The organism is Bacteroides sp. D22, assembly GCF_000163675.1.
GTDB lineage: Bacteria > Bacteroidota > Bacteroidia > Bacteroidales > Bacteroidaceae > Bacteroides > Bacteroides xylanisolvens.
The window spans coordinates 78,656-91,573 of sequence record NZ_GG774805.1; the positions used below are offsets into that span (position 1 = coordinate 78,656).

At 41.6% G+C, this 12,918-nt stretch carries 12 protein-coding genes and 1 pseudogene; 2 read left to right on the top strand and 11 right to left on the bottom strand.

The window, feature by feature from the left end; translation table 11 throughout:
• Window positions 1-34 precede the first annotated feature (34 nt).
• Entirely contained in the window at window positions 35-574 is a 540-nt protein-coding gene (locus HMPREF0106_RS13320) for a flavodoxin family protein (protein ID WP_009039862.1), read from the bottom strand.
• Between the two features lie 246 nt (window positions 575-820).
• Between HMPREF0106_RS13320 and HMPREF0106_RS13315 the strand changes: the two genes are divergently transcribed.
• Window positions 821-1,510, top strand: coding sequence for a Crp/Fnr family transcriptional regulator (locus HMPREF0106_RS13315; protein ID WP_009039863.1), 690 nt, complete (start codon window positions 821-823; stop codon window positions 1,508-1,510).
• Between the two features lie 178 nt (window positions 1,511-1,688).
• Here the strand turns inward: HMPREF0106_RS13315 and HMPREF0106_RS13310 are convergent, their stop codons facing one another.
• The 8 genes from HMPREF0106_RS13310 to HMPREF0106_RS28265 all read right to left on the bottom strand — a co-directional run bounded on the left by HMPREF0106_RS13310 (window position 1,689) and on the right by HMPREF0106_RS28265 (window position 10,376).
• Window positions 1,689-2,969: an alginate export family protein gene (locus HMPREF0106_RS13310; protein WP_009039864.1), complete on the bottom strand. Its 1,281-nt coding sequence runs from the start codon at window positions 2,967-2,969 to the stop codon at window positions 1,689-1,691.
• A 29-nt stretch (window positions 2,970-2,998) separates the two neighbouring features.
• Window positions 2,999-3,790 (bottom strand): cytochrome c biogenesis protein, encoded by a 792-nt coding sequence (locus HMPREF0106_RS13305; RefSeq protein WP_009039865.1) that lies wholly within the window; start codon window positions 3,788-3,790, stop codon window positions 2,999-3,001.
• Entirely contained in the window at window positions 3,787-5,031 is a 1,245-nt protein-coding gene (locus HMPREF0106_RS13300; protein ID WP_009039866.1) for a cytochrome c biogenesis protein ResB, read from the bottom strand. Before HMPREF0106_RS13300 ends, HMPREF0106_RS13305 begins: the two co-directional genes overlap by 4 nt.
• Before the next feature lie 23 nt (window positions 5,032-5,054).
• Window positions 5,055-6,536, bottom strand: a complete 1,482-nt coding sequence (gene nrfA / locus HMPREF0106_RS13295; protein ID WP_009039867.1) for an ammonia-forming cytochrome c nitrite reductase — start codon at window positions 6,534-6,536, stop codon at window positions 5,055-5,057.
• Window positions 6,537-6,575: 39 nt separating this feature from the next.
• Window positions 6,576-7,175: a cytochrome c nitrite reductase small subunit gene (gene nrfH / locus HMPREF0106_RS13290; protein ID WP_009039868.1), complete on the bottom strand. Its 600-nt coding sequence runs from the start codon at window positions 7,173-7,175 to the stop codon at window positions 6,576-6,578.
• Window positions 7,176-7,328: 153 nt separating this feature from the next.
• Window positions 7,329-7,820, bottom strand: a complete 492-nt coding sequence (locus tag HMPREF0106_RS13285; RefSeq protein WP_004313310.1) for a DUF4625 domain-containing protein — start codon at window positions 7,818-7,820, stop codon at window positions 7,329-7,331.
• Window positions 7,817-9,976 carry a TonB-dependent receptor gene (locus HMPREF0106_RS13280; protein ID WP_009039869.1) on the bottom strand — a complete coding sequence of 720 codons (2,160 nt, stop codon included), beginning with the start codon at window positions 9,974-9,976 and terminating at the stop codon, window positions 7,817-7,819. Before HMPREF0106_RS13280 ends, HMPREF0106_RS13285 begins: the two co-directional genes overlap by 4 nt.
• Before the next feature lie 85 nt (window positions 9,977-10,061).
• Window positions 10,062-10,376 carry a hypothetical protein gene (locus HMPREF0106_RS28265; protein ID WP_009039870.1) on the bottom strand — a complete coding sequence of 105 codons (315 nt, stop codon included), beginning with the start codon at window positions 10,374-10,376 and terminating at the stop codon, window positions 10,062-10,064.
• 164 nt (window positions 10,377-10,540) lie between these two features.
• Here HMPREF0106_RS28265 and HMPREF0106_RS13270 point away from each other — a divergent pair, with 164 nt between their 5' ends.
• Complete coding sequence (locus HMPREF0106_RS13270) at window positions 10,541-10,885, top strand: hypothetical protein (protein WP_008025548.1); 345 nt, start codon at window positions 10,541-10,543, stop codon at window positions 10,883-10,885.
• Between the two features lie 65 nt (window positions 10,886-10,950).
• Here the strand turns inward: HMPREF0106_RS13270 and HMPREF0106_RS13265 are convergent.
• A pseudogene (locus HMPREF0106_RS13265) lies at window positions 10,951-12,162 on the bottom strand (AAA family ATPase); the annotation flags it as partial.
• 77 nt (window positions 12,163-12,239) lie between these two features.
• On the bottom strand, window positions 12,240-12,857 hold the full coding sequence (locus HMPREF0106_RS13260) for a DsbA family protein (protein ID WP_004313318.1): 618 nt from the start codon (window positions 12,855-12,857) through the stop codon (window positions 12,240-12,242).
• Between the last annotated feature and the right edge of the window lie 61 nt (window positions 12,858-12,918).

The window sequence follows — 12,918 nt, forward strand, 5'->3', positions numbered from 1 at the left end:
CTTTATGAATATCTTTAATATGGAAAACAAACAGTTACACCATTTTTCCCATATTATATGCTTCCTGCATGTAGGGAGTATCTTTAATCTCTCCTACTTTCCATGCACCGATTCCATAGACTGTCCCTTTTTCCTGTGGTCCTTCCAAGCAATCGAGGAAGCCACGGAAGCCGTCGATAGTACGCTCCATCATTGCTTTATCGTTTTCTGCTGCCGCAATAATGAAATAAAATTCCTTATTGGTTATTTCCGTATAACGTGCGCAACAACGGTCAATCATAATCTTCATCTGCCCGGACATGGTATAGAAATAAACAGGAGTTGCCATTACAATCACATCGGCAGCAATCATCTTCTCCACGATTTCCGCTGTATCATCCTTCTGCGGACAAGGTTTACCGTACATACTGCAAACACTACATCCCGTACAAGGATGAACCGTTTTGTCTTTCAGAAAAATCTTCTCTACTTCATTGCCCGCCTCGATAGCACCTTTCATAAATTCATCACAAAGCAAATCCGAATTACCACCTTTACGTGGACTGGACGAAATGATCAAAACTTTTTTAGCCATAACTTTCTTTTATTACTTTTTATTTTCAGAATTCTTTTTATCAATAATTCATGTTGCAAAAATAGACAAATAAAGGTATCCTGCATGTAGATAAATTACAGAGAAAGATACCATAATTACAGATTCTATATTTTACATTCGTTTTAACAACTTTCTTGTATATAGTTATTCTACAAATAGTTCTGAAAGTTTCTTTCACTAATATATAATTCATATCTTTGCCCGTGATACAGACAACATGATACAATGAAAAAAATACAACTGACCGACTCACATAAAGAAAAGCTGTTTCAAATCCCCTTATTCAGGGATTTACCTTTAAACATCAAAGAGTCCTTATTGGAAAAGCTGGATTTTGTAATCTATGCGGCTAATAAAAAAGAGATAGTCGTTACACAAGGAACACCCTGCAACAAGTTATTTGTACTTTTGGAAGGAAAACTACGTACAGATATTATTGACGGATTAGGTAATGAGGTGATGATTGAATACATTATCGCTCCACGTACCTTCGCCACTCCTCATCTTTTTAATTCGAACAATACTTTGCCGGCTACTTTCACTGCTCTTGAGGACAGTGTGATACTTATGGCAACCAAAGATTCAACCTTCAAAGTAATTAGTCAGGACCCACAAGTTCTTCATAATTTTCTTTGCATCGCAGGTAATTGTAACATCTGTACCGTATCCCGCCTGAAACCTCTTTCACGCAAAACCGTACGGGAAAGGTTCATTGTCTATCTATACGAACATAAGAAAAAAGACTCGTTAGTAGTAGATATCATGCACACCCAATCCCAGCTCGCCGAATATTTAAATGTGTCACGCCCTGCTCTATCTAAAGAAATCAATAAGATGATGAAAGAAAGACTCGTCATCATGGAAGGAAAACGAATCGAGATTTTAGATAAAACAACTTTGGAAAAGTATCTGTAACGACGTATTTAGAAAAATATCCGTAACAACAGACGTAACAATAAGAGTGTAGCTATCAAGAAGTGCTTAAAACAAAAAATCATCCTCACTTCAGATATACTGTGGTAAGGATGATTTTATAAATTCAAAACCTTTCAAAAACTCTCTCTTTATTTAAATTCTATCTATTCCTTTAGATTTACCATTTCACAAACAATATCTTCGGATTGATATTCAACGATACCCATCCCCAGTCCTGCCAGCTTTTATGATTGCCGGTTTTCACAGCGTCCATCGTCTTCGTACCACGCATAAAAGAATATCCGGCAGAGAGTTTCACATCTTTCATTATCGACCAGTTTATCTGATAATCGACTTCCGAACCTAAATATTTCTTCAAGTCCTGAACCTTTACGGCTGTGCTAAAGTAGTGATAATTAAGTTCCATATCCACTTTGTCAGAAGCACGGAAACGGCCTCCGATACGGGCATCCATCAATCCAAGGGCATAACCGTTCGCAAAGGTAGAAGCATAAAAATAATCCATTGCTCCATAGAATTTATGATGAGTTCCATAAAGAGGATCGAAAGCTTTGTACTTACCGCCATTTCCCTTATCACCACTTAGATAATCAAAGCTAGCCACAGCTCCCCATGTATGGTCAAACGTATAAGCAGCCTGTATGCTTCCCATCAAAGCTGAAACTTTATCAGCTGCTTTATTCTTACCCATCTGATAGTAGAAAGCACCATCCAGATTCCAGTTACTGTTCTTATAAGTGAGGTAGGTTCCCATTGTTTGTAAGTAACGGGTGTGAGAATCATCCGTAGCTTTATCGCCCGTTTCCAATCCCAAGTTCATAAACAATAAAGAAGCCCCGAACGGAACATTGTCCGCCTTATAGTGATACCAAACGGTTTGCATATTCTTATAAGGCTGTCCCGTAGAAGAATCATAGTAAGTGCCTCCGCTTGTTCTACTGTCATTATTTTGATTAAAAGCAAGAATCAAATGCACTTCATTATTTTTGTTGGCATATCCTAGCTTCAACGCATCGTGGTAACGACCCGCTACATTCCAGTCCAATCCTCCCAAAATACGTTCATCATCATAAATCAACGACTGACGTCCCAGTTGGGCAAAGAATCCTTCGCCAAAGTTCATCTTTGCCCAAGCCTCATTCAGCATAAAACGCCCGTTCTTTTCAATCTGCGGATCCTGTCCCCAAACACCTACATGCTGTGCCGACATCTTCAGTTCCAGATCCGAACGTTTATAATCCATCGATAACCGCGCACGGTTATTGATGAAGGACGTAGGAGCCACCCCTTCATCCCGTGGAGTCAAGGCACCGTTCCGATACTCTGCACGAGGTCTGATTTGCATAGACATCGTAAATTCATTCTCTTTCTCCGTGTTTTGTGTGTATGCCATGCTTGGCAATAGCATAAGCAAGAATGACCAATAAAATGTTTTCATTGATAGTGCAGTTTAAATGATTTGATATTTCAATTTAAATTATACGTATGTACACTGACTCCTTGTGCGGACGGAAGATAATTGATTCCATACCAACACATTTGTAATAAGACAAAAGAGACCAATAAAATAACCAATGCCGGACGTGCCTTTAATGGCTTTCCCAATCTGAAATGAATATATGCCAGATAAGCAAACCAAGTCGCTGCCGCCCATGTTTCTTTCGGGTCCCAAGCCCAGTAGTGTCCCCAAGCTTCTTTCGCCCAGATAGCTCCTGTAAGCATACCTAATGTCATAAATGCCAGACCTACATAAGTGAGGTTATCGCACAAATCCATTTCTTTCCGTTCAATCTTTTTCTTCTTGAACCAAAGCAGATAAACAGCCATCACCGTCGCCGCTCCCAACATAGCGTAAGCAAACATATACACAATGACATGAGGAGCAAACCACGGACTTTGCAAAGCAGGCATCAATGTTTTATTGTGAATCTCCGGTTTGAAGATATTGATACAGATAAAGACGAACGAAAGGATGCAACTGAAACTAAGAATCCATTTGTACTTCCAACGTATGTATGTTATCAATCCCGCCAACGGAAGGAAGAAAGAATACCACAGCCGGGTCTCCCCCATGGTTCGCATCGGAGGGCGTTCCAATGAAATCCACATTCCGATAATGAAGCTGAAAAAAATAGCCAACCCTAAGAAAGTAAATCCGTAAGCCCATCCCGGTTTTGTTCCTTTCCAGGCAGCAAAAGCTCCTAAAGCCCAACAAACCAGTGCAGCTATTGCAAATAGTATAAAGTATTCCCAATTCATGCTTTGTCCTCCTCTTTTCTCTTTTGTGCACTGACGAACAAGCTGACAGCTCCTGCCATCATCATTATAATTCCTGCATAAACGACCGGTAGCCACGGATCGCGAACCAGTTCGAAGACACTGACATCGCTCCATCGTCCTTTTGTCTCGTCGTAGCTAAGTTGATAGATTTTCCATCCTTCTATCTCCATCGGACGGTTCACTTCAATGGTACCTTCCGTTATCGTTCCTTCTTGTGTGTAAATTTTCACTTCCGATGCAAATCGCTGCGGTTCCCGTTCCGGCATCACAAGACTGGTTAAAGAATCCAGTCGGATTGCCTTATAAGGAAAAAGAAAACTGCCACAGCTTACCCAGCCTTCTTTTATTGTTTGATTCTTCTGATTGACTGCTTTCAGATAAACAGCATAAGTTGCTCCCATCGAATGAAATTCTGTAAACTTCAAGGTATCTTCAGTAGCCACAGAAGCTGCCATCGGGATAGATTGTTCGATTGTCAATTGCCAGTCCTGCAATGTTCCCTTTATCACTCCCTCTTCCAGCAATACATGTTCAGGAGATTTTTCGGGAAGCGTACGCCCGGTTTCGTTGTCAATCAGCATCAGTTTTGGAGGATATTCGTCGATAGTAAAATCCTTGAGTTCGATAGCCAATGGAAGTTCAATCAGTTGACTTTTATCGTCAGTAGCCCGCCATTCGGCATTGCCCATGCGGGTTGTCATTTTCAACCGTTGCATATCGGCGTTTCCTAAAGTGGCCGCTATCAACGCGACGAATAATCCGATATGATTGAGAAGGAACGAAAGTCGTCTCCACTTAAAAGGAAAGCTGGCACGAAGTATCGTCAGTCCCAATGCAGTGACCATCCAAAAGTAAAGCAGAACGAAAGGCCAGGATGCAATCATCTGTGAGAATCCCAGCAAATCCGTTGAAGCATTTGGAGCATGACCGGAAGGAGCTTGCCGGATAAGTCCCATAACTACCGTCATGCCGACCACCCACAACAAAGCGGAGACGGCAGCGGAATAATGGCTTAACCAGCTGAATAAATACACACGTTTACGAAGAAGGTGCATGACTATCAAGGCAATGATATAAACCACCAGCACAATCACGTTGACCGGACAGGCAAACAAATCCCAGTTGATAGCACCCACTGTCATTTGCAGCAATATGCCTATTATCAGTAATCCTGTGCCAATCGTCAGCCCTTCTTTATAACTCCACGGTTTGCTCCACATATATATCTATGCTTATATTTGTTTTATATCTGCGCCAAACGTCCATTTTCTTTCGCTTTCTCCAACCAGGCGGGAACGGTTATTTTCAGGAATTTCTCTTTCGCTGCTCTTTCAGCGTCCATATCCAAGCCGATGTATTCCTGTGCTTTTGCTTTCGTCGAGATGTCCGGCATCGGAACATCACCAGTGTATCCGTTCTTCGCCAATACTTTGGATACGGCAAGACGGGCTTGCATAGCACGGTCGAGTCCGTGAGAAAGGATCCTCTGAATTTCCTGCGGTGCATGGAAAGAGCCGCCGTGTGAAGCCACTCCGAAATCCCAACGCCATTGTGCCTGACGAATCAATGCGAGAACATCTTTCATTTGAGCTTCTGTCGCTCCATTATCCCAAGCAAATTTAGCTTCGATATGCGCTTTCGCCAATTCCTGTTCCAAGCGGTTACGAATTTCGTTCGCTTTGCGTTGGCGTTCGTAAACGTTATTGCGCAAAGTCTCTTCGCTCTCGCGATGGCAAACCTGACAGGTACGATCAATCATAGCCAATGGGCTCTGAATATGGTGATCGCTGAATTTCACACCACCTTCACTCTTATACGGCATGTGACAATCGGCACAAGAAACACCTCTTTGCCCATGAATACCCATTTGAGCAATCTCATAATCAGGATGCTGTGCTTTCAGAATCGGAGTACGACTCAATTTATGGATATAATCATAGAACCCGGCCTCATCATAATAAGCCTCCATATCTTCTACCGTGAAACCTTTATCCCAAGGGAAAGTCAGGTATTTGCCATCACCTTTGAAGAAATATTCAACGTGACATTGCGCACAGACCAATGAACGCATTTCTTGCGGAGTAGCTTTGGTGATGTCTTTACCTTGGCGTTGGAAAGCTTCAATCAAAGCCGGACGGCTGATATGAAGATTCATTGTTTCCGGGTCGTGGCAATCAGAGCAGCCAATCGGATTTACGATTTCGGCCCCCATAGCTCCCCATTTATTATTATAGAAAGAATCGACACCCAATGCTTCCATCATACGGGGAACATCCGGACTTTTACAAGTCCAGCAAGTAGACGGTTGCGGACCATCCGTCGGGTTCACAGGTGCACCGGTACGTAACGATGCCGTAATATCCTCAATAGCATGCATGTGCCCCCGTGGAGTAGAATAATCTTTAGAGAAAGCGTATCCCGCCCATAGAATCACCATTTCAGGACGTTTTTCCAAGGCATCCACAGCTATATTCCCATTAAATTCGCTTTCAAAGTCAGTCTTTGCAGTTTCCGTCCAAGTTTGATATTCACGGGGGAAATCATCCTTGAATAGTTCATTTCGCGCTTCAATCCCCTTGATGACGTTTTTACGGTTGTTGAAAATGCTGGCAACTTCCGCCCTCCGTTCCATCAACGCAGAAACGCATAATCCCAAAACAAATACAACGACCATTGAACCTCCGAACAACAGCCATCCTTGCCATGATTTTAATTTCTTTTCCATTGTATATCGGTTTTATTATTTTATTACGTATTTCATTTCCTATTTATCTTTCTGATTCACCATCTTCCGGAGCCATTCGGGAACGGGCGATTCCGGAAGAGGAACAATAGCTCCCGGAGTGCCGGACAGAGAGTTTTTTCCACCATGAGGAACATCACGATGGCAATCCCAGCAAGCCTTCCCCTCTCCTACTTGTGACATCATATAATCAATCTTCCCCGTCTTCACAAATTCCGTATTGAGTTGTGTATGACAGCGAATACAATTATTCATTATCACTTCGGAACTGGCTTCATGAGCCTGAATCACCTGCGGCTCGCTTTTGGTAAGAAATGCAGCCACGTGTTTCATACCGTCCCCCCCTTTAAAGGTCCATTTTTTCACAGCATTTTCATGCGGTACATGACAATCATTGCAGGTAGCATTCCGGGCATGTGAGCTATGAAACCAAGTTGCATAGTAAGGAGTCATAATATGACAGTTCACACAGGCAGCCGGGTCATCTCCAAGATAGGTATGCGCCCGGAGCATGTACATAAACAATGCCCCTCCCCCCACAATAACACCGCCAATGATGACAGCCGCTACCTTCCATTTAAAAGAAGGAAAGAGTCGATTTATTATTGGAAACTTCATCATACGAAATAGAATTTTTCACAAAAGTAAAGGATTGGAAACAAAAAAGGTGTAATATCTATTACACCTTTCGAAAGAAAAAATACTCTTTATACAAAAAACAGCCTATCTATCGTCCTGTAGCCAACAGATATTCCAGTTCCTTTATATAGTTGTCTATTCATTATGATGGTGGTCTTCATCTTCCACCTCATTGCTCAATTTAATATTGCGCGCGATATAAGATTCGTTGCCTGCGGCATCTGTGCAATAAACCATCAAATGATAATCCCCTGCAGTCGCATTGGCTGGTATTACAATATCGTGATGATGAATATGTGCTGTTTTCTGTCCTGACACATCATACGATCTGTTAAAACTAAAATCTACTGTTTCCTGCACAGCCCTACTATTACCGCCGTGTGAATGATGGTCGAAATTGCTATGAATTTCGATCTTATAGGATTTCAGCATGACATCATCCGACAAATCCATTTCAAAATGAACTCCATGTTCGTTTCCGATCTCCAATGCCTGACCTTCTTCCGGTTCATGAAGTTCAATCAAAGGTTTGATCGTATCGCTGGAGTCATCATTATCACAAGAGGAAAACATGAAAGTAACTGTTGCCAAAAGGCTAACCATTGGGAGATAAAATTTATTTTTCATTTCAGTAATTTTTTAAATGGAACTTTGATTAATATCTGGAAGTTACGTCCCGGTTCGGGAATCTCAACTTTCCTGTAAAAACTAAGATGATTGTAATATCGGGTATTGAATATATTCCGGGCGGTCAGGGTAATTTCAATTTCATTATTTCCACCTATCGGAATGTTTAAAGATCCGCCCAAATGGAAGAGATTTGCTCCGGCTGTACGGTCTTCGTTACGGTCCACTCTATTTTGCCGAGCAATGCTCTGCCATTCTGCATACAACATATACCGGTTCTTTTGCCAGGTTAATGTATTGCGCATAACAGGTGGCGGCGAGAAACTCAATGGAATATGTTCATCACAATTATAGGTGTAAACGTATTCAGCGGAAATCCGATAATTGAAGTTACGCAGAAAATCAACATCTACGGTAGCTTCAGTTCCTGCGAACAGTGCTTCCGCTCCGGTATAGCGATAGATTTGTCCGGCATGAGGCAATACAGACCACTCTCCGGTAGGACGCAGAAAGATGTAATTGCTGAACCAACTGACAAATGGAGAGACGGAGAAAGAAATTCTCCGGTACTTCAGATGATAAGAAGCGTCCAGTTGCCAGCCCTGTTCCGATTTTAAATTGGCATCTCCCTGTTCATGGCGGAAAGTGCCGTGATGTACTCCGTTGGCAGCCAACTCATTCGCACCGGGCAGGCGGAAACTACGCCCGATATTCACCTTTACCAGATGCTTGTCGGAGGGAGTCCATACCAATCCCAGAGAAAGAGAATAATCACCATAGTGTTTTTTCACCTGGTGACTGTTCCACTTATAAAGGTCTATCTGTTCCTGGGTATATCCCTGTTTTTGAAGATAATCGGCAAGGTAAACATCTTCATGCGAAGAAATATTTATGTATCCGTAGTCATACCGAGCTCCTCCGCTGACGGAGAGCACATTGTTAGGTCTGTACGTTGTAAGCCAGAGCATTCCGGTGGTGGAACGGTGATATTCGGGCAATAAAAACGAATAGCCGGCAATGTCATTCCGTTGATGCTGTCCATCCCACCCCAATGTATGTTCCCATGAAGAAGATCCGATAAAACGAGCTTTCACTGAAGCACTGAAGGTGTTCAGATTAAATGCGAGTTCTTTGTCGGGGTCTTTCTCTGGTGCGGGTTGCGAGCCATAGTGAGTATGGAAAGCACTCCATTCTTCACGGTGATTGTTCTGGAAACCCAAATCACCTGACAAGATCAGTTTCTCCCACGCATATTGCTGATGGATGGTCACCTTCAGGTGATTCACTTTGCTATAAGGCAATTCGATATTACGGCTATCTCCATCATCTTCCACACGGGACGCATCGGGTATGCCATGCGCTCCGGGGAAGAAACCTGTCTTTTGATAGACATTACTCACGGAGAAATTCGCTCTATATGCCCTTCGCTGATATTGGGTAAAGAGTCCGATATTGCGTTCAATGCCTGCTGTATTCTTCAGTTTACGCCCATAGATGGGGATTCTCTGTGTCAGGTAGACAATAGAATCCGTAGGAATATGATAGTCGCCGAAGTGCTGTTCCGAATAACGAATGTGAGAGTACCAGGCATTTTTTTTGATTCCCAGCATCAGTGATCCTCCGACGGTTCCATTGACTGATTTACCAAGCAGTGTGACATCTCCAAACACCCGATTATCCATAGGCACGGCCGGTGGAACGACATCTATCACTCCTCCCATCGCATCACTACCATAAAGCAATGAGGAAGGGCCTTTCAAAACATTGACCGCTCCTATATTGAAGGCATCCAATTCCAAACCGTGATCGGCTCCCCATTGTTGTCCTTCCTGCTTGATTCCGTTTTCCAATACGGCAATCCGGTTGAATCCCATTCCGCGAATCATCGGTTTGGAGAATCCCGAACCGATATCCATTGCTTGCACTCCGGGAATATTCTCCATCGCTTGCATGAAGTTTCCTGTAAAATGTTTGCGCAGAAAATCCTGATCTGCTACATCAACCGTAAGGGCAGACTTTTTAGCTTGACGTTGCTGGTACGTTTCGGTCACCACAACATCAGGTAAAAGCATACTCTTGATTGAATCGGATTTCTGTGCGTGGACGGGTAAGGCTACAATCAGCCCCAGTACGCCCGAAATAATTCCGATACGCATCAATTACAATCTTTATTTAATATGTAAAATGAATGTGAGGACAGGTTACAGTGAATCTGTCTTCTTCGTAAATTTGAGTATGTAATTATGCGACAGGGGGTGCACGCAGTTGATGCGAATAAGTCCGTTTACAAACGACCTTATCCTGGTAAATGATTGGCTCGTAAGGCACGAGCGTTAATGTACAATGAAATTCTACCGGTGGGGGTTCAGTAAAGAAAGAAAGGGAGTATTGACATATCGCACAATCATCGGATGACTTGTGAGAGTGCCCGGCATGAGAACATGACTTTTCATCCTCACTTCCATGATAGTGAAAGGTCTTCACTACAAAGAAAGGAATGAATGTCATAAACAACACCCACGCTATGTATGCTCTTATTTTTCTCTCGTGATACATTCTCCCTCTATTGGTTATATAGAATAGTGGGAACAAATATAGGCGTATGAAAGTGAACGGACAAATTATCAGGCTTAATATGTGTTATTTAAAGAATCTGTAACAAACGAAATCTAAATTTAATTCACTACTTTTGCAGTATTGAACATTTTAAATTTAAAACAATGAATGAAAACGACAAGTTAAATATCCTGTGGACAACGGACAATAAAGATACGATCTTTAATATGTTGTCAATGTACGTAATAAACTCTAAAAACAGAGGTTGGTGGAAACATATAAATGTAATCCTTTGGGGAGCATCGGTAAGATTAGTGGCAAACGATACACAAGTTCAGACAGAAGTATTGGAAATGCTACAATCAGGAATTACAATTGAAGCATGCCAGGATTGTTGCAACAATTTTGGAGTAACTTCAATTATTATCAATTTAGGTATTACCGTTAGATACATGGGAGCTCCACTAACAGAATGTCTGAAAAATGGAGAAAAAATACTATCTATTTAGGAACCTGTTTTTAAACTAGATACTACATCTCTTTCAATGTCCAAGTAAGGATTACAAAACTATAACAATAGAACATTACGCATTGTTTTATTAGGAAAAGTCATGTAATATTTATCTTTTAAAGTTATTACACCCCAATAAAACAAAATGATAGAATAAAATCTTATATCAAAAACGTTCTGTTTATCAAGTTTCTTTGAAAGGTCGGCTACATTATAAGGCAACTCATCATCAATAATCAGTGCATCCAACATCGCTTTCGCGTTATCCAGTGAAAGGGTAAGCCGACGAATCCAATTAATATCGGTACGTAGATTTTCATCTACCAGTTCGTCGGGAATACTACCAGCATTGGCCGCAAACTTCTTGAAGAAATAAGTCAGGATAGTAGCATTGAACAACCGATCACCATTGGGACGGAAACGATAACCATCGTAGTTGCTCACAATTAGCTGCCAGATTTCATCGAAACGTTCCTGTCCTGTGGAGTATTTGTCAAGTACATAACGCAAGTATGTCTCTGTCTCTTCGTATGTAAACCCGAGCATATTCAGAAAATTAGGTTCAAGAGTCAATATCTCTGCTATGTTATATCCACTGGTCAAATCATCCATCGTAGCAGGTAATACACCTGTACAGAAACAGGTACGGATACTCCCCTCACCTATTCCGGCTTTTATCACTTTAAAGAAAGTACGCAAAAAACTGTCATTCGTCGTCACTTCCTCATAAAGCGGATCGTTGTATGCTGTAAGCAACTGATTAGTGAAGTTATCATATTCATCAATCAATAGATAAACTTTTGGAAATTCATGAGAACGGGCATAATTAAGAACTTCTTCCAACATTTTGGAAGCGTCTCCCCGAGTAGTAAACTGAAAATCACCGAACAAATCTCTGTTATGCTCTACCATCACATCTACCGAGCCACAGTTCAAATCATTAAAGTTTTGAGCCAACCCTTCAATAGTATCCGCCATTACCATTTTCGAAAAATCGTAGCGAATAATCATATAACTGTTATGCTCTTTTGTCGGATGGTTACCTATCCAGGTTCCCCCAAGCAGTTCTTCAAACCGATGCGCTTTTGTACGGTCATAATAGCAAGCTAATGTAGAAACCAACAAACTTTTTCCAAAACGACGGGGACGGAGAAATACAGGAGCATTATAATCCTCTAATTTAGGAATATAATCAGTCTTATCAACATAATAAAAACCACGTTCACGCAAATCTATGAAATCCGCTACTGCATAAGGAATAGTTATTCTTGCCATAATCTTACTATTCTCTCTATATACAAACAAAGGTACAAAATTGTTAGCAAAAAGAAGGACAATTACTTATTATAATATTATTCTTCCTGTTTCCATACATAAAACACATTCCTTCCCGCCCCTCTCTTACGCAGTTTTCCCTCCTGAATAAAAGTATTCAAATCATCAACAGCTTTCAGCCGGGCTACTCCTGTCAGTCTGCTGTATTCTATGCGGGTGATTCCTCCATTCTTCTTCAGAAACTCCTGTAACATTTGAAGACGTTGCTCGATAGGTATCTCCGTTTTACTGACAGTCCGTCCCGATTTGGGAACACGTTCAAGTCTCATTTCCCGTCTTACCTTCAATTTAAAATTTTTGGAGGTACGCAGGTGTACATTGTCAAAACAGATAGATTCGGAACGGATTTCTTTTTTAGTCATTACCTTTTGGGTGCATTTCAAAGAGACACTAAGATGTCCCAGCTCTCCAAGCTCCACAATATAGCCACGCGCCAAGAGACTACCAAGTTCATCTATTACAGCCCCCAACACCCCGTCAACCATATTCTGGGGAAAATGTTGATAACGTGACACACGTTCTATAAACTCTTTTTGGGAATAAGTCCCGCTCGGAACTATCCGCGCATGAAGGGGTTGCTTCTCGCCGGTATTCTGAACGTCCGGTGTCTCATACAAATCATAATACGCACTCATAAGCAGCTATATTTTATTGATTATCATTTATCATTTTCTTGCCTGATATTTAATCTCTCTT